The organism is uncultured Nostoc sp. (genome assembly GCF_964245575.1).
Taxonomy (GTDB): domain Bacteria; phylum Cyanobacteriota; class Cyanobacteriia; order Cyanobacteriales; family Nostocaceae; genus Nostoc.
Window position 1 is genome coordinate 1 of sequence record NZ_CAXTNP010000172.1, and the last position, 17,679, is coordinate 17,679.

The 17,679-nt window shown below is 42.4% G+C and carries 17 protein-coding genes and 1 pseudogene; 4 read left to right on the forward strand and 14 right to left on the reverse strand.

Features of this window, described 5'->3' with window-relative positions; genetic code table 11:
• A partial coding sequence (locus ACFFAP_RS24185) for a CHAT domain-containing protein (RefSeq protein WP_375513603.1) occupies nt 1-2,557 on the reverse strand: 2,557 nt, incomplete at its 3' end.
• Nucleotides 2,558-2,638: 81 nt separating this feature from the next.
• Nucleotides 2,639-2,965 carry a hypothetical protein gene (locus ACFFAP_RS24190; protein ID WP_335090618.1) on the reverse strand — a complete coding sequence of 109 codons (327 nt, stop codon included), beginning with the start codon at nt 2,963-2,965 and terminating at the stop codon, nt 2,639-2,641.
• A gap of 209 nt (nt 2,966-3,174) precedes the next feature.
• On the opposite strand from ACFFAP_RS24190, the gene ACFFAP_RS24195 reads away from it, so the two are divergent.
• Nucleotides 3,175-3,897 (forward strand): class I SAM-dependent methyltransferase, encoded by a 723-nt coding sequence (locus ACFFAP_RS24195; protein ID WP_375513604.1) that lies wholly within the window; start codon nt 3,175-3,177, stop codon nt 3,895-3,897.
• 136 nt (nt 3,898-4,033) lie between these two features.
• Here ACFFAP_RS24195 and ACFFAP_RS24200 read toward each other — a convergent pair whose 3' ends face one another.
• The 3 genes from ACFFAP_RS24200 to ACFFAP_RS24210 all read right to left on the reverse strand — a co-directional run bounded on the left by ACFFAP_RS24200 (nt 4,034) and on the right by ACFFAP_RS24210 (nt 6,235).
• A complete protein-coding gene (locus ACFFAP_RS24200; protein WP_375513605.1) occupies nt 4,034-4,462 on the reverse strand; it encodes a YidH family protein in 429 nt (142 codons plus the stop codon).
• 320 nt (nt 4,463-4,782) lie between these two features.
• Nucleotides 4,783-5,445 carry a hypothetical protein gene (locus tag ACFFAP_RS24205; protein WP_375513606.1) on the reverse strand — a complete coding sequence of 221 codons (663 nt, stop codon included), beginning with the start codon at nt 5,443-5,445 and terminating at the stop codon, nt 4,783-4,785.
• Between the two features lie 94 nt (nt 5,446-5,539).
• Nucleotides 5,540-6,235 (reverse strand): cadmium resistance transporter, encoded by a 696-nt coding sequence (locus tag ACFFAP_RS24210; protein ID WP_375513607.1) that lies wholly within the window; start codon nt 6,233-6,235, stop codon nt 5,540-5,542.
• A gap of 309 nt (nt 6,236-6,544) precedes the next feature.
• Here ACFFAP_RS24210 and ACFFAP_RS24215 point away from each other — a divergent pair, with 309 nt between their 5' ends.
• The gene (locus ACFFAP_RS24215) at nt 6,545-7,537 is read left to right on the forward strand and encodes a LysR substrate-binding domain-containing protein (protein WP_375513608.1); all 993 of its coding nucleotides are present in this window, start codon (nt 6,545-6,547) and stop codon (nt 7,535-7,537) included.
• Nucleotides 7,538-7,661: 124 nt separating this feature from the next.
• Here the strand turns inward: ACFFAP_RS24215 and ACFFAP_RS24220 are convergent, their stop codons facing one another.
• Together ACFFAP_RS24220 and ACFFAP_RS24225 are read right to left on the reverse strand one after the other, a co-directional pair.
• A complete protein-coding gene (locus ACFFAP_RS24220) occupies nt 7,662-8,030 on the reverse strand; it encodes a pentapeptide repeat-containing protein (protein WP_375513609.1) in 369 nt (122 codons plus the stop codon).
• The gene (locus ACFFAP_RS24225; RefSeq protein WP_375513610.1) at nt 8,020-8,334 is read right to left on the reverse strand and encodes a hypothetical protein; all 315 of its coding nucleotides are present in this window, start codon (nt 8,332-8,334) and stop codon (nt 8,020-8,022) included. The genes ACFFAP_RS24220 and ACFFAP_RS24225 overlap by 11 nt, the downstream gene beginning before the upstream one ends.
• 314 nt (nt 8,335-8,648) lie before the next feature.
• On the opposite strand from ACFFAP_RS24225, the pseudogene ACFFAP_RS24230 reads away from it, so the two are divergent.
• A pseudogene (locus ACFFAP_RS24230) lies at nt 8,649-8,893 on the forward strand (IS630 family transposase); the annotation flags it as partial.
• A 104-nt stretch (nt 8,894-8,997) separates the two neighbouring features.
• On the opposite strand, the gene ACFFAP_RS24235 reads toward ACFFAP_RS24230, so the two are convergent.
• Nucleotides 8,998-9,528: a hypothetical protein gene (locus tag ACFFAP_RS24235; RefSeq protein WP_375513611.1), complete on the reverse strand. Its 531-nt coding sequence runs from the start codon at nt 9,526-9,528 to the stop codon at nt 8,998-9,000.
• Between the two features lie 1,190 nt (nt 9,529-10,718).
• Here ACFFAP_RS24235 and ACFFAP_RS24240 point away from each other — a divergent pair.
• Nucleotides 10,719-11,870, forward strand: coding sequence for a pyridoxal-phosphate-dependent aminotransferase family protein (locus ACFFAP_RS24240; protein WP_375513612.1), 1,152 nt, complete (start codon nt 10,719-10,721; stop codon nt 11,868-11,870).
• Between the two features lie 389 nt (nt 11,871-12,259).
• Here the strand turns inward: ACFFAP_RS24240 and ACFFAP_RS24245 are convergent, their stop codons facing one another.
• The 6 genes from ACFFAP_RS24245 to ACFFAP_RS24270 form a co-directional block, all read right to left on the reverse strand.
• Complete coding sequence (locus ACFFAP_RS24245; protein ID WP_229451466.1) at nt 12,260-12,487, reverse strand: DUF2949 domain-containing protein; 228 nt, start codon at nt 12,485-12,487, stop codon at nt 12,260-12,262.
• 506 nt (nt 12,488-12,993) lie between these two features.
• Nucleotides 12,994-13,494, reverse strand: coding sequence for a DUF192 domain-containing protein (locus ACFFAP_RS24250; RefSeq protein ID WP_375513613.1), 501 nt, complete (start codon nt 13,492-13,494; stop codon nt 12,994-12,996).
• Between the two features lie 178 nt (nt 13,495-13,672).
• Entirely contained in the window at nt 13,673-14,359 is a 687-nt protein-coding gene (nblR, locus tag ACFFAP_RS24255; RefSeq protein WP_375513614.1) for a response regulator transcription factor NblR, read from the reverse strand.
• A gap of 319 nt (nt 14,360-14,678) precedes the next feature.
• Complete coding sequence (locus ACFFAP_RS24260) at nt 14,679-15,596, reverse strand: NAD(+) kinase (protein WP_375513615.1); 918 nt, start codon at nt 15,594-15,596, stop codon at nt 14,679-14,681.
• Nucleotides 15,597-16,117: 521 nt separating this feature from the next.
• The gene (locus ACFFAP_RS24265; RefSeq protein WP_375513616.1) at nt 16,118-17,116 is read right to left on the reverse strand and encodes an SDR family oxidoreductase; all 999 of its coding nucleotides are present in this window, start codon (nt 17,114-17,116) and stop codon (nt 16,118-16,120) included.
• 246 nt (nt 17,117-17,362) lie between these two features.
• Nucleotides 17,363-17,467 carry a PetM family cytochrome b6-f complex subunit 7 gene (locus ACFFAP_RS24270; RefSeq protein ID WP_118167852.1) on the reverse strand — a complete coding sequence of 35 codons (105 nt, stop codon included), beginning with the start codon at nt 17,465-17,467 and terminating at the stop codon, nt 17,363-17,365.
• Nucleotides 17,468-17,679: the final 212 nt, after the last annotated feature.

The following is a 17,679-nucleotide window of genomic DNA, read 5'->3' on the forward strand; positions in this document are numbered from 1 at the left end:
TATTGGCTTTGAGAATTCCCAAATAGTGCTTAATTGATGCTTGTTCTTGTTTATCTTCTAAAGGACAAAGGTTTAATGCTTGTTGATAATGCTTTAGTGCCCGATCAACCTCACCAACTTGGCTCTCACAATAACCCATCTCCTTGAGAACGCGATAGTCTTCAGTAATTTCTAAGGTTGATTTGCACAGCTGCTCCGCTTCCTTAAATCGACTTTGATGCGACCAGCGATTTGCTAAACTGCTTGCTATGTTGGCTGCTTTTTTTTCTTCCTTACCCAGCAACGCCAACCGATGAATTTCTAACCGTTGTTCCTCGATTCCTGTGTTCGCCTCTTCCCACCACAGACGATACAACACCCCAGCCGCTTGCTTATGCAAAGCTTCCCCATCTGACCGTATCTGCACAGGTAAAATACGCGGCACTCGTAACGCCTCATCATGGCTCACTTCCAACAGTCCCAACGCCACTGCTCGACTAATATAATGTGACAAATTGGGGATATTCTCACAAACTGCGGCTAAAGCTTCCCTCGGTACTGGTAACTCAAACACCAAACCCCGTGACAACATCTCCTGCATGGTTGTATCCATCTGTTCCAGCAACGCCTCTGCCAAAACTTGCTCTCGCAACTCCACCGGATCTGCTGCTAACCGATTCAAAATTGCCGCCACATCAACAGTTGTATTTTGCAGAATCTTATCCAACCATTCCAGCAAGCGGGGATTACCATCTGCTAACTTCTGCGCCTGCGATTTTAACACCTCATCCACCTGAGATTTAGCACTAAAGGCTGTGAGGCGATCGCACTTTTTTTGCAAATCTGCGCCTTGCAGTGCATCCAATGGCTGCTTATAGAAATACTGCAACTGAGTAAATTCAAAATCGTAACGACAGGTAATAATGATGCGGTGGGAAGTGGAATTTTCTCTAATTGCCCAAACTAAAGCTTTCATTACCTCTGCTGCTTCTGATTGCAGACGACCTAACCCCCCTAACCCCCCTTCCCTACCAGGGAATGGGGGAACTTGACTCCCCTCTCCGCTTCGGAGAGGGGTTGGGGGTGAGGTCAATTCTAAATTCACTTCAAAGTCATCCAGTACCAACAAAAACGGCTTTGCTTGCTCATACAACTGCTGGAAAACTCGTCTCAACCGAAATCTCAATTCTTCATCGTAATTTTGTAGGCGTTTGCGTTGTTCGTTGTCATCTAACTTTTCCGCCAAGCGACTCACTAAACTAGCTTCATCAATTCTCCCTACCCAGACAACACGCTCAAAATTGGGCAGTCTGTCACAAAGCCTAGCTGCTAAACTACTTTTACCCAAACCGCCCATTCCATGAATCAACACCCCAACTTCATCGCTTGGTTGACTCAGCACCCGCAAACAATTTTGCAATTGCCGGCGACGACCAACAAAACTCTCCCGCGTCGGGACTTTCACCTTACCCGCAGCATCTAAAAACTGGGTAGAAACAGAAAGCGGTGGTGCTGGTTCACGTCCACGAGTCCGCAAAGGTGTGACTAATGAACTTGGTAAATTACCTCCTGCATAAAGACGCAATAAATGCCAATCCCGCGCCTTGTTCTTAATTAATGCTTGGTATGTACAAGCAACAGCTTCGGTGATTTGCTTTCCGGCTGACAATTCCTGATATAGTGCGGCAGCTGTGGCTGTTGCATCAGGATCTAAAACCTTTTGACCCCAACCCAAAACCGCTTTTGCACCCGATTTGAGCAATTTTTCAGCCATTGATGGCACAGAACCCGAATTGCCAGCTTGCCCAGTGCGACAACCAGAGAGGAAGATCAGTTTAGGCAGTCGAAATTGTAATTCTTGAGCTATATCCCCAGCACTTGCATAGAAAGCTTCACCGATTTCGGTTTCTGTAATAAAGCGGGGTTGCCCATCTTGTAAAGTAGCATGACCCGTCAAGTGTAAAACATCAAAATAATCCCTGTCGTAACCATCGACTAAATAACCCAACTCCGACAAACAGCCGCTTTCTTCCACCGTCAGCGCTAAATGCCGCTTTGTCGCCTCCAAAATCCGTGCTTCCTCCGCCTCAAAATCCAGCACAGGTTTGACATCCAAAGGCGAAGTAGCCATAAACAAAACTTGCAGCGCCCGGTTTTCTGCTTCCCCTTCAATGGTCAATTTTTTTACCGTGTTATCTGACACCCAACGCACCAAGACAATAGCCGGGACTCGCTCAACCAAAAAGCTAACACCATCGTGCAGGACTTCCCAAGGCAGATGGGCGAGTTTTTCTGTTGCGGCGAGCGCTAACACAATTCCCTCACGCCGATGCTTATCTAGCAAGGGTTGCAGCCAGCAATCGCTCCCATCCAACCAGTTATACAACCGCCGTCCAGTTACCGTATAATCCTCTGGCAAAAACGAAACATAATAATCTCGCTCTGCCAACTCAATCAAATCGGCGACTTCTGTTAGAGAGAGCGATCGCTTTTCATACTTATTTGGATTATCAATAAAGTAACGTAGCTCTACGTAATTCTCATCAACTGGCTTGAGGTCGAGGTGGAGCGTTTGCACGTTCTCAATCCTGAGACTTTAGTATTTACCCCAAGTCTACCACCCCCAATTCCGCAACAACAGACGCGATTAATCGCGTCTCTACGATTCTAAAATTTGGCGAATCTCTTCCAAGGTTGCATCCTCTAAAAGGATACGTCTACCATTGCGCCCGACAATCAACACCTTTTCAATTCTTTTACCAGACTGCTTGGCTTTATACTCTTGATACCACTTGCGGATTTGTTCAGCAATGGCGATCGCACCCCCAACAATACCAACGATCGTAGCAACTGTTGCTGTTACTCCTTCTCTTTCGGGTGCATCTGAACTCACTGCATAGTTACCAGATATACCAGGAATTGCCAAAAGCGCCTCTGTTGCGGCGATCGCATCTTTCCCCTCAATCGCCAACTGAATTTCTGCCATAGTGTTGATCTGTAAGTAACTCCAGGCTTATTTTAAACAACTTCCCTTGGCAATTTCTCGGCTTTTTCTTAACATTCAACACTTCTGTAACAAACTTTATTAGCCCTTTTATTCTTGCTGGGGATTCAGGTAAGCTATTTTGCAATTACTGCTTGCACTTTGTCTACACTAGAACTGGACTAAAGTACTTAAAAACTAATAAAAACCTAATGTCTAAAAAGTCCGATTCACAGTTCCAAAATCTCTTTGCTTCACCCAAATCAACAAACTGGGACGAAAGATTAGCCCAAGTAGCCTATCGCTTTAACCGAGAGTATCAACGTGAAACCTTTGAACTCCCAGCAGAAGTACAAGCGATGCCGATATTCCACGAGTGGATTGGAGGTAGTTTCTCAGGAAGAATTGCTTCCCCTTTCTGGGAAATTGCTAAACCTCAAAAAAACCAGCACTGTTTAGATATCGGTTGTGGTATCAGCTTTTTAATCTATCCTTGGCGGGATTGGCAAGCATATTTTCATGGGCAAGAAATCAGTAATGTGGCACGCGATACCCTTAATTCTCGTGGGCCGCAGTTGAATTCCAAGCTGTTCAAAGGTGTTGAGTTGGGAGCAGCTCATCAGTTAAACTATTCATCAGAGCAGTTTGATATTGCGATCGCCACAGGATTTAGCTGCTATTTTCCACTCGAATACTGGAATGCTGTACTAGCAGAAGTCAAGCGGGTATTAAAACCAGGTGGACATTTTGTGTTTGACGTTCTCAATCCAGAACAGCCTTTAGCAGAAGATTGGGCAGTTTTGGAAACCTACTTGGGGGCTGAAGTGTTTTTAGAGGCTTTGGCTAAGTGGGAAAAAACCATTAAAGCAGCTGGTGCTAAAGTTGTAACGCACAAATCAGGGGAATTATTCGAGTTGTATAAGGTGCGGTTTTAAAAATAAGTAGCTAGGTGTAAATAAATTAAAGTTTGTAGTCAGGACTAAAGTCCTGATAAACCTTGCTATGAGCGATGAATCGCTCACTACGAACTCGGATTTTATTGTATGTTTAATTATGCCTACCTACTTACCATCACTCAGGGATAAGTGGACTTGATGGATCTAAAGAAGTTGTAAAAACAAAATAGATGACTCCAGCGCCGAGAATCATCACAGCGAGACTGAACAGCAACACCCAACGGTCTGTCGGTTCATAAGTATCTTCTTCGATATCACGGCGGACAGCAAAATAGTGTGCCGTTGATAGCCACACAGTAATCAAACCCACCAGCGAGAAGACTAAACCTAACTTCCAGCCGGTGCCAGGACGGGGTATCAAAGGTACCTGGAAGGCACGCAAACGCACGATGACGACACCAAAACCTAAAAGAGCGATCCCTGTCCGCATCCAAGCGAGGTAAGTACGCTCATTTGCCAAGTGATCTCGAATTCGGGACGGATTCAGTCGTCCTGGCTTTTTTTTATCTTTATCTTCTTCTGTAGGTTTTGATTTTAACTGCATCAATAACACCCTTATCCCCAAAGCTGCTCTTATCAAAAAAGTACGGAGGTCATAGCAAATCTCTTTCTAGATGATTTGCATCCAGCGCAATAGTTGCGCCAATGAAATATACTTGTTGTGATTGTACATTTTTCTCAAAATTTATTTTAATGCAGATATCAAAATAAAACAAGCCTAAAATTGAGGATAGATAAATTCAAAAAAACAGCCAAGATCAGAGAGGTTTTTCAGCAGTGCGTGTCCTGTTTATCCTCTGATTTTAGCTGTTACCCTATTTAAATTGAGAACAATCATTCAAAAATAGATTATGCAGTTCTATCTCAAGACTGATTGCTAGGCGCATTAGAAACTCGTGTATTTATGAGAGCCTGCGATATATCTGGGATAAACCAATTAGCCTTTTTGCTGTTAAGAACTTTCACAGTCGGAACATTTAAGTCAATCGCAGCAGTATCTGGATTCGTCTTAATCACCAACTGAGTTCCATCAAGTATTTTTAGAGCAGCCGGGCCTGTCAATTCTTGACCTTGCCCATTAGGACTGGAAGTGAAATTTGCTACCTTGACATCATTCCCTAGATAGATGCCATCACAATCCCAGTTATTTTTAGTAGACTGACCATTAGCTAAAAAATACAGATTATTGTCGTATACCGCATCTTCATCGTCTTCATCATTTGGTCTTTTGCCGTATACCGCTATGGTATTACCTGTTTGGTTTTCGCATTGACCCCAATTGATTCCCGTCTCTAAAGCATATTTTTGGAGTGTTAATTCTTCGGTTCTATTTTTAATTTCTTCTGGTGTAAGACCTTCAACTTGAGTTTGGGCATCTTTTGTGTGAGAGAGTTCTTTCAGAGCTTTAGTGACTTCGATATAGTCTGGGTTTTTGCTAAACTTTGGTCGATCAGCAAAAGAAGGTTGAGCAAAGGCTAGATTCACGAAAATCATCAAGACAACTAACAGAGATTTCCAGATTTTCATGTTTTGACTCCTGTTGATGGATAATACTTTTTGTACTTTTGAATTCATTTTGATAAGAAAATTCATGATGCACTTGCTTTTAGATACTTAGTTTTTATTGTTCTTCACTCGACGGCTGAGTATTGAAACCTAAAATCAATGAAAATATATAACTAGAAACTACAGATAAAAGAGTCCAAGTAACATTCTCTGTAACAATAAATATACCGAGTCCAATCAATATACAAGGCACAAAAGTATTGCCATTCTCTGTTAAAAAGTTAGCGATCGCAGGCAAATAGGTTAACTTGTAAGCGGTATAACACCATACACCCACCATTGTAAAAAATACACTTAGTATTACCAGCAGACTATCTAATTCTGAGTTGGCAAACAGGGGCACGTAGACGCTGATATTATCACTACCATTGGCAAAGGCGATCGCAGCTACATTGGATGTTTGCGGGGAGAAAAAACTGGAAATTATAGAGGGACAAGACGGCTCGGTTTCTTCTTCGGCTTCCTTTAGTGAATCCTCTTCGCGTTTTAGTAAATTACTCACACCAATGATTATTGGCATTAAACCAAGTAGTCTAATCCAGTCCTGCGGTATAATTAGTCCACCGAAGAAGCCGGGAAGGCTAGCAATGATCAATGCAGCAAAACCGAGATACTGACCACCAAGGATGTGACGACTGCGGAACGTTTTATTTATTTGTGAAAAAAGCAACGTCAGAATGACAATATCATCAATGTTGGTGGCAGTGAATGCGGTAATCCCTGTGGTAATTGCAGTTACGAAATCGCTCATTTGTGGAAGTCCTTATTTTCATGCTTGGGAATTGGACACTTGTACTGAGCGAAGCCGTTGGCGCAGCCTCTCCAAGAGTTGTATTGGGCATTGGGCATAGGACATGGGGCATTGGTTATTCTCCCTCATGTTCCTCATGTTCCTCTGCTTTTTTTGCTTCCCCTGCTCTCTACTTGGTCGTTTGAATCCGTGCCGAAGCTTTGATTTATACTTTAGTCAAACTAATCGATAGAATCAAATGCTTTTGTTTGTCAAAATGATAAATGAAAGTGATTAAAAATTTTACACCAAGTTGTAGGGATACTATAAATGGCAGGAATGACGCTTGAGCAGTTAAAGATTTTTCTGGCTGTGGCGCAGCACTTACACTTTACTCGCGCAGCAGAGGAGCTTTATATTACACAACCTGCCGTCAGTGCAGCAATCCACAACTTAGAGCAAGAATACGGTGTGAAACTGTTCCATCGGATTGGTCGCCATATCGAGATTGCTGAGGCTGGTAAATTACTGCAAGTGGAAGCACAGAAAATTCTCGATCAAGTCTCCTTGACTGAAAGGGGATTGCGAGAATTGAACAATCTGCAACGGGGTGAGTTGAAATTAGGGTCAAGTCTGACAATTGGTAACTACTGGCTACCAAGCAAGATTAGTGAGTTTAAAAGCCGATATCCCGGTATCCAGATTAACTGTAGCCTTGCTAATACAGAAGAGATTTGTATGGGAACGGCGACAGGACAGTTTGATTTGGGTTTGGTGGAAGGAGATGTGAAGCCAGCGCTTCAGAGTACTCTAGAGTACGAAATAGTGGGGAGCGATCGCTTACAAATTGTAGTAGGTCAAAAACATCCTTGGTTTGAGTGGGGAGAAATTGACTTAACCCAATTGACTCAAACCCTTTGGGTGATGCGAGAACCAGGTTCTGGAACCCAGCAAAGGTTTGAGGAAGCCCTACAAAATTGGGGAATCAATCTCAGTGAACTGGATGTAATTTTAGTGTTCAACAGTGGAGAGATGACAAAAGCAGCGATCGAAGATGGTGTCGGTGCTATTGGAATTTCTGAGTTGATGGTAAAAAAAGAAATACAGTTGGGAACTCTGCGGGCAATTCGAGTGATTGATAACAGACAGGGTAACGGTGCGATGCCTACGGCGGGCTACGCCTACGCAGAAATAGTTCGACCTTTTTTCAAACTCAAGCATCGTCAGCGTTTTCAAACCGCTCTTTCCAAAGTCTTTGAACAAATGTTGATATCATCTATGTTAGATGCCTCACATCAACATGTATCAAAATCAGTTCTTTAAAGCGGACTGGGGACTGGGGATTGGATGCCAAATCGATAAATTATGGTGGTTGCTCTTACCCACCACCAATTTTAAAAAACTTTTTCCCAGTCCCCAGTCCCCAATACCCAGTACCGAGTCCCCTTCATACCTTTCGCATATTTTGACTGATGGGGTCAAAACCTCTAGAAAACCGCGTGCTGTCATCGTAGTAAGCGCCAGTCAGATTCGCTCCATACAACTTAGCATAGTTGAGTTTTGCTCCCCGAAGATTTGCTTCATTCAGTTTGACACCGCTCAAATTAGCTCTGGTCAAGTTCGCTTTGGCTAAGTTAGCTCTACTTAAATCTGCTCCCCAAAGTTTAGCTTTAGCTAGGTTCGCTCCACTCAAGTCACAACCCCATAAATTGATTCCAGGCAAATAGGCTCCAATCAGCTTGTCCCCACTCAAGTTGACGGCTGGAAAATATCTTTCTCCTGCGGCAAAACGCCGTTTTAATTCCTCAGCATTCATGCGTTGCGTTCACCTTCCTTAGCAATACAGAAGTTATTTGTTTCCATTCCTGGCTTAGTTCTCCTAAAAACTCTGGCTGACCACTGCGACGATACCAGAAATGGGCATTGTTCAAATCGCCTTCTTTGCGGTGCAGGTAAGCATGAACCCAGGCACTATCATCATCGCTGGCATTTTGAACTATTTCATGAGCTTTGCTCCAATCACCTTTCTTGTCATACCACATTGCTTGCAGACCTTTTGGCAGTGTCTGAGGACATGGACGCTGCTTTTCGATCAATCGCAGGAATTCCTCTGTGTTCACGATCGCCACCCAACAAGAATCAAACTTCTATCCCTAAGATACTCTTCAGCTTAAGGTCTTTCTATTGTAACCGCCATAGTAGAGGTTGTTTATTTAATATCTGCAATCACTCCAAATTTACTCATAAAAACAGAGTTAATATAGCAATTTATTCCTTTTAATATTCGGGCATGGGTCATTTTTTTGCACCAATTAGTGGATTTATCTTCAGCTAAAAAACATCTAATTTGCATAATCGAATTAAATATAATTCTTGTGGGGTAGGCTGGAAAGCCCGCCCAGCGCAATTTAAATATACCAGATGCAACACCTTTGACAAAATCGAGTTTCGCTACACTCCTAAACATGGTAGTTGGCTCAACATGCCAGAAATTGAGTGAGCGTGTTTTAGCAAGCGAATGTCTTTCACGCCGTATTCCTGACCAAGCTAGCTTAAAAACTGAAATTCAAGCCTGGGAAAAGCGTAGAAATAATTTGTCACGCACAGGGGAAAAGGCAATTTACTACCGCAGATGCACGAATCAAATTGAAGCGTCTTTATCCATCAATTATTTATTGACAGACTACTAGGACGAGGTAAATTAATTAAAGGTTTGTAGTTAGCTTGATCCTCCCTAACCCTCCTTAAAAAGGAGGGAATTAGAGCAAGTCTCTTCTTTGACTCTACTTGACTGTAATAAGTTCAAACTCGAAAGTGCTGATCAAACGGTCATCAATATAGATTTCTATTCTATGCTTACCAAGCGGATCGCCAGGAGCGATCGTCCAAAAATTCTCAATCACACCGTCTGGAGCCGACTGTGTACGGCGTGTCACAGATGTAGTGCCATCTGCTGATATTGAGAAGTCTTCACCGTTATCTGTACCCCAAGTTTCTGGAGGTTTTGGTAAATGCAAGACTTCGCGCCATTTCACTTCACCTTGGTAATCTTTGAGTTTAATCCGCCATCCATAGACGTTTCCTTGCTGAAGTGGTACTCTTGTTGTCCGCAAAATGGTAACGTTACCTTTGGAGTCAACTCTCTTCAGCCCGAACTCGGTGTTACTAACAGTAATCTGTTTTGTATTCGTTGGGGCAGGAGATGATATGGCATTTTCTACCAAAACAGAAGTAGCGTTGATTGGCTCAGAACCTATGACCCCAGATATTAGCCAAGAAGAAGCTAACACAGCAGCAGTAGCCCAAATTCTCATTAGAATAGTTTTCCTGTCAGACTTTTGGTACTTATTCAAGTAATCTGACATGTTTTCCGGGTCAAGGGTATTTATGGTTGGACAAAGACAAAATTGCTTTTAGCTTTTTCGCCGTAAGCCTCCCACTGAAAGGGTACTGTGCGATTCGTTCACCCGAAATGAATAGAAATATTCAGGGATGAGTGACATTTGAGAGATAACCCTTAATAGGTATTCGCACTTTAATCTCTCTCAGATGATAACTGAATAACCATGAAGGTGACTCCAAGGAAAACCTAGAGTACATTCGAGCTTGCTTAAAATAATTCGTAATGACGCTCGATAGCGAACGCGAGTGCGTCTTTAAGAGTTGCGTTAGCGACGTAGGAGCGTCTGACTCGCTTTGCGCGTCGCTAACGTAATTCGTAATTAACTTTTGTAACGGGGATTTAGACCCCGCCTAACATATTTGCCGCTTGTTAGAAGTGGGGGATTTAAACCCACAGAATTGGTTAAAAAGGTTTTGATGAAACGCAGAAATGCTAAAATCATCAAGTATATGTTGCAACATATTTTCTAGCAGTAATTTCCTTCTTTGGTATATGTGTATTAAAAAACATCTGTATTCTCTTCCAGAGATCAAACTGTTTTATTTATACACGAAAAAGCGCTTGAGAGTTTTGCTCACTCAAGCGCTTTCCCGTAAAAGCTTATACCAGCTCACTCGTTTGATGCAACATTTGAAATCTGCAACACTCCCTTGGCAGGGAGCATTGCGGGGATAACTAGTGACAAACATGTGGTGAAATGGTATCACTCCTTGCACTAACTAAGAATATATCTTTTGCAAGAATACCGGAGATCTGGTGAGTGACAGTTTATGAACTGAACACTAGTTAAAAACGACTCACCATGAATGGTAACTAACAAGACTGAGAGCAGAAGCCTGAACCTAGCGTTTAAGTGTATGGTAAGATTACCTGGAACAGAGGTTTTATTTGAGTTGGAGTCTTGTATAAATCGCAAAGGTCAAACTTACCGATGATTAACTCCGACTCTACTTTTTCTATGGATTCGGAAAAGATACAACAAGACTGATGACAAACTAAGTGTAATTTGTAAATGAATATCTAGAATCTGCTACCAGACTGAACGAACTTCACACAATTTTGACTTTTATTTGACTTTTATTTGACTTTTAGGATAGACACATGAATGATAAGCTGATGCTAATGATTCCAGGCCCAACCCCGGTGCCAGAAGCTGCCTTACTGGCATTAGCCAAGCATCCGATTGGACACCGCACCAGTGAATTTAGCAACATATTGGCAGAGGTGACGGAAAACCTCAAGTGGCTGCACCAAACTCAAAGTGATGTGCTAACGCTGAATGTCAGTGGTACGGGTGCTGTAGAAGCGGGAATAATTAATTTTCTCTCTCCAGGCGATCGCATTTTAGTTGGTTCTAATGGTAAATTTGGCGAACGTTGGGTAGAGGTTGGTCAGGCCTACGGTTTGAATGTAGAAGAAGTTAAGGTGGAATGGGGAAAACCCTTAGACCCCGCAGTATTTGCCGAAAAACTGCAAGCAGATACCCAAAAGCAAATCAAAGCCGTAATCATTACCCATAGCGAAACCTCAACGGGTGTGTTGAATGACCTAGAAACTATCAACCGCCATGTTAAAGAACACGGTGAAGCTTTAATTATCGTTGATGCCGTCACTAGCTTGGGCGCGTTCAATCTACCTGTGGATGCTTGGGGCTTAGATATAGTCGCCTCCGGTTCCCAAAAAGGTTATATGATTCCGCCGGGATTGGGTTTTATCTCTGTCAGCCCCAAAGCTTGGGAAGCTTACAAAACTGCGAAGCTACCGAAATATTATTTGGACTTAGGCAAATATCGCAAAGCCACAGCCAAAAATACAACTCCATTTACTCCGCCTGTGAACTTGATCGTAGCGTTACATACCACGTTGCGAATCATGAAAGAGGAAGGTTTGGAATCAATATTTGCTCGACATGAACGGCTTAAGAATGCTACTCGCGCCGCCATTCAAGGGTTAAATTTACCCCTGTTTGCAGCAGATAGTTCTGCTAGTCCGGCGATTACGGCTGTAGCACCACAGGGAATTGAATCGGACAAGATTCGGTCATTGATGAAAAAACGCTTTGATATTGCCTTAGCAGGTGGTCAAGACCATTTGAGTAACAAAATTTTCCGCATTGGTCACTTGGGCTTTGTCAGCGATCGCGATATTCTTAGCTGTATAGCATCCTTAGAAGTTACCTTAAGAGAACTTGGCTACGAAGACTTCACCTCTGGATCTGGTATAGCAGCAGCAGTTAGAGTGTTTACACAATAGTCATTAGTTATTGGTCATTGGTCATTTGCAATTGGACTTTGGACAAATTAAAAGAGCGAGTTGATAATTTAACTCGCTCTTTTAATTTGTATATAAATGAGTAGAAACCGCCAAAGTTAATAAACCTATATATCAACCTTTGCACAAGGTAGAGTGGATGTGACATGCTCCAATTCTCATAAATTATACCAAGTTGCTCTAAATAGTATTATTTGCTCTGGAGACAGTCGGATACCTTATTTGACACCAAACAATACTAATTTTGGCAACTTAGCATGATACCGAATTGGTATAAATAGTATTATTTCAGATTCTGATAACAGCCTTTTGGTAGAGACTTTTAATCCAAAATCCAAAATCCAAAATCCAAAATCCAAAATTATTATGACCTATGCCGTCTCCAGCCAATCATAAATTTGGTCTAACTGCTCTAGAGTAATCAAACCATACTGCCAAAGAATCATTGCCAAAGGGCCTGGATCTTGCTCCCGATGCCGAAGCGCCACCGCGAGCGATGCTGTGGAAATTGCCAAATCTTCTTGCAAAAAATTAATCAATCGAGAATATTTTGATGGTGACATTTGTATCTCACCTCCTTGTGCAGAATGTATTGTCATATATCAGTTCACCATTGCTCGGTAGCCAGTAGCCAGTATTTTATCTGTCACTTTGCCGTTATCGGCTATACACCCCAGCAGAGTTTTTTTGATTTGCGTTTAACAAAGGCTTCTCATAGAAACTCTGAAAAATAGAAATTTTCCTACAAATTATCTGCTCAATTCTCAAGCAGTATTTTTACTTAGTTAAATTGGCTCCATTTTGTTTACTTTTGTGCGTTATTTAATTACACATGTAGTAACAAAGATTCCATAGCCTATACTCTCTTATTGGCGACTATTTACACTTGCGCCCAAGGGAATATTTTTGCCAAACCTTAAGACTGCGATTTCAGGTTGGAGACAGTAGAATTTTATATTGTTACCACAGTTTTTAAATAGTAGCCTTACAGATGAATTTTTACCATAGGACGTGCCATTTTTTACAAAAAAAACATAGATTCCGATAGTATAGACTGTGAACAGAGCAACCATCCAAATTTTTCTCCACGCAAAGCACCGAAGTCTCAAGGCTCAATTTTGACAATATCGCCCACTTTCAACTTCAACTCGGCAGCTCTGCCAGAGCGAAGTTCAATCACCTGATCGATTGGTGTATTGGGCCCATAGGTAGGACAAGGCTCAGTTGCACAAGGAGGTGCAGCAGCCTGAATATATTTAACGACTCCGTTTTGTAAAAATACCATATCCAAGGCCACAGGTACATTCTTCATCCAGAAACTAACTGGTTGTGGTGAAGAGAACCCAAACAACATCCCCCGGTTATCTGGCAAAGCTGGTCGATACATCAACCCCATCGCTTGCTGTTGTGGTGTCTGTGCCACTTCTAACTGAATCGTTGTGCCATTAGGAACAATGGCTTTAGCAGAAATTGGTAGTTTTTGACCTAAAGGTGCTGGAGTTTGAGAAGCAGATGTGGGGCTGGGAGGTTTAGCTGTTGTTGGCACAGAACAGCCCATCAGTAATATACTCAGCAACATTGAGAGCAAACTTAGCCGATGAGTCATAATTATTTTTGATTTTGTAATTTAGATTTCAATTTTACAGAATTTAAGCTAGATTTAAGCTAGAAAACTCACGGCTTTTATTCGTCTCGTAATACACAGGCGTTTTCAACCTCAATTAACAAGACTTGGGAATTTTGCCCCTTTTTGTTAAAGGTAGGTAAACTTCTACCACAGTGTACTAGGATTCTCTCAAAACGTACCCTACGCCTCGCACCGTTTGAATGAGGCGCTTTTGTCCTTCATCTTCAATTTTTAACCGCAAGTAGCGGATGTACACTTCAATTACATTCGACTCACCTAGAAAGTCATAACCCCAAACATTTTCTAAAATTTGTTCGCGCGTTAACACCTCACGGGGATGTTCCATTAAGAATTTTAATAGTTCAAATTCTTTCATTGTCAAGTCAATTGCCCGTCCGCTATGTATGGCACGGCGAGTTGCTATATCTAAAATCAGCTCCCCAAAGCGTAACTGCTCTGTGGTATCCACATCAGGTTTTAAGTAGAGCCGAATCAACTTCAAAAAGTCTTCTGAACGATAAGGCTTGAGGATGTAATCATCAGCTCCTGCTTCTAAACAAGCTACACGATCATCAACTGTATCCCTTGCCATTAAAATCAATACAGGTGATCGCATACCAGTGCTTCTCAGATTTTTGCACAATGAGAGTCCTGATTCTCCTGCTAGCATCCGGTCTAAAACAATTAAAGCAGGCTGGCGATCGCGACAGTGTTGTAAACCACTGGTCGCATCATGAGCCAAAATTGATTCATAGCCGGCTTCTAGCAAATCGCAAGAAAGCTGATTTGCTAGGCTCTCATCGGTTTCAATCACCAAAACACAGGGACTTGGAGCAACTGTCATAACAATTTGGGATATTGGATTTGGGATTGTAAAGATATTCCAGAGAAAATCTTTACATCAGTTATAAAGTGCAATTACGAGTTTTTAGTGATGGAACAATCCTGATTTGACACGCTGCTAAGAATCTTTTAGCACGTTCAGGTATCAGCCATCTAATTCTTGGATGCAATCTTAATAACTAAATCCAAATACCATTTCTACATCGGTAATTCTGGAAGGAAATTAGTAAATGGGGCATGGGGCATGGAGTAAGAGAAACAGAGGGGAAAAATTTTCTATTTGCTCCCTCGCTTCTTTAACAATGCCCAATGCCCAATACCTACGGCAATTCTACCGAAGTTGGTTTAGCAATATGTGGTAAACCCCAACCTAATTTTTCTCGCAGAATTCGGAAAAACTCGGGCGGTTGCAGGCGAATAAATCGGACAGTATATTGCGATCGCTCCATATATACTCTATCTTCTGGTAGTACATAGCATCCTCCATTACCATCCACCACCATTACCAACCGAGGAATGTTGACTGGGTAAATGTTGACCGATTCAGTATCTGGAAATACCAATGCTCTAGAAGCTAGGGAATGGGGACAAATGGGTACTAGCTGTAAAGCAGGTACACCAGGGGTCACAACTGGCCCACCAGCACTCAATGAGTAAGCTGTAGAACCAGTCGGCGTAGAAACAATCACACCATCTGCTGCAATATCTACTGGCGCATGACGCCCTATGGCAATTTCAAAATGGCACATAGAGGTCAAAGGTTCCCGGTGCAGCACCATTTCATTCAAGCAGAGGGCTTCCCACAGCACTGCTTCTCCCCGAAACACTTTGACGGTGAGCATAGCTCGTTCTTCAATTTCATACTCACCCGCCATCGCCTGTTCTAGTGCTTGGGGCAATTGATTCAGGAAGGTTTCTGTCAAAAATCCCATGTGCCCGGTATTCACTGTTAGCAGTGGAATACCACAGGGGGCCACCTGACGAGACGCTGCTAAAACAGTGCCGTCTCCCCCTAACACCACTGCAAACTCCATATCCGAGTCAAAACCAGGGGGCGTTAGACCGTCAATGGGGGTGTGGCATACAGGACTCTCCGGGTTAGAGTAGCCCAATATTCCACCGATACTTGATGTGATACACACATCCCAACCGGCAGCGGTTAGCTTGTCTTTCAACTCGATAGCGACACGGCCCGCTATCGGTTTAACGTCATTGTAGATAATGCCTGCTTTCGGCACACTCAAATATCCAAGTTTAGGCGATGCTCTGTATTCTTTGACACTCCACAGCCGGAAGGCATGGGGATTCTTGGTTCACTGATACACCTTTAAACTGCCTATCCTTTCGGCATTACTTAAACCAAAAACCTGTTCAATTGAACCAAGTTTCGAGCCTAATTTAGACAGCCCCAGAGGGCTTATCTCCCCAAGCTTTAGAGGATTTCTCCCCTTGTTTCCGTGTGCCCCACGGTACGCTTAATTAATAAGTTTTTGACTTTTCTGGTATGGGTGCGCGTTGGCTACCAAGGCTATGAATACCCATGGTTTTCGCCGCCCACTAACCATTATTATTTCCTAGCCAGTCGTATTGGGGTTGGTTATCCATTTGTGCTAGCGGTTATTCTACCTGTGATATTGTTTGATTATACCAATCACCGGAAACTTTCAAGACAAATTTAGAGAATTAAAGCCGTCCTGCAAGGACGGGGCTTTTACTCAAATTTTCGGTAATCCTTACACATATATCCGTTTTGTAATGACTATTGACTATTGGCTTTTGAAGACTGTTTAAAAGGAGTTTTTTTAGGTTTCTGCTTTTTGGTTTTATTTTTCTGGTAATCTAACTCTTTGAGCTTCTTCATTATTCGGCTGAAATACTCTTGTAGATAGCTTTCTAGGGTTGTGGTTTGTTGCGGATCTAAGCCAAAAACTGTGTATACTTCATCCATTGAAGCATTTAACTCTTTACCACTAGCCAATACTTCTGTAAATGCTAGCCTGTCTGCTACGTTCCATCCCCACTGAAAGAACCGCATTAAGCCCCGCACAGCACGCAGCAAGGTTATTGGCATCCGCGTTACTCTGGCGTCTTTTCCAGATAAACGTTCGCACAGGTTGATAATTTCTTCTGCACTCCATGCACGAGTACCAACTACAGGAAAAGCTTGGTTTTGCGTTTCTGGCACACTCAATGCACGGATTGCGAACTTAGCAATGTCCTGAGTATCCATATAGGCGATGGGAGAAGAATTACCAGTCACCCAAACTGGCTGTGATTCCAAAATGGGAATTCCGTACTGACCGATTAATCCTTGCATAAAACCAGCTAGCCGCAAAATGGTGTAATTCAAGCCTGACTCAGCCAAGAAGAGTTCTGTACATCGCTTAATTTCCATTAACGGCACTTCTGGGTATTTATCACCATCTAATATTGAAAAGAAGATAAAACGCTCTACACCTGCTGCTTTTGCTGCTTGAATCAATGCTACTTTGCCGTCCCAGTCCACTTGTTTGATACTCAGTGAATCTGTAGGACGAGATGTTGAGGCATCAATAACTTGGGTTACACCAACTAAAGCTTCCGCTAAGGTATCGGGGTAACGTAAATTTCCCGGTACGAGTTCTGCACCCCATTCTTTGAGAAAAGCTGCTTTTTTACTGCTCCGAACAAGACAGCGTACTTTATATCCCTCATCGATTGCACGACGAGCCACTTGTCTTCCTAAGGTGCCAGTGGCACCGACAATTAATAATGTCATGAGGGTTGTAATAAATTTTAATGTTTTATGAAAATAATGTTATCAGAATAACCTATGCAAACAAAAGTTTACATCTTTTCTCAGAAAATCGTTTGTTATGAACAGACTCATGGGAAAATTGCTGTCCGTTTACCGGACAAGCTTTTTTCCCAGTTAGCGAAAAGTAGGAACGCCAGCTTGGGGCGAACAGAACTTTTCAAGGCAGAGGATAACCTCTTCCCTCTCAATAACCTATTACCGTAGGGATTATTCTTCTGTGCCTTGAATTTTTAGTAACAACGCGCCTAAACCCCAGCCTACGAAGATTAAACCGAAGGACAATAGAGCTGCATTCAAAAGTTCGCCGCCCATTGGTGTGATTCTCCTTATACAAATTAGTGTGTGTAAACTAGGTCTATCAGAAGCTCTTGAATTGTTGCTGTAGGATTAGACCTATGTAAATAATTTTAAACTAGTTTAGCAAGTAATCCCTACTGGTTTGGGGGGCAATCCCTACTGTCATCAGAAGGGAGATGGGGAAATTGAGAAACTTTGACGATCATAATTATGAAGAAATTTTATGT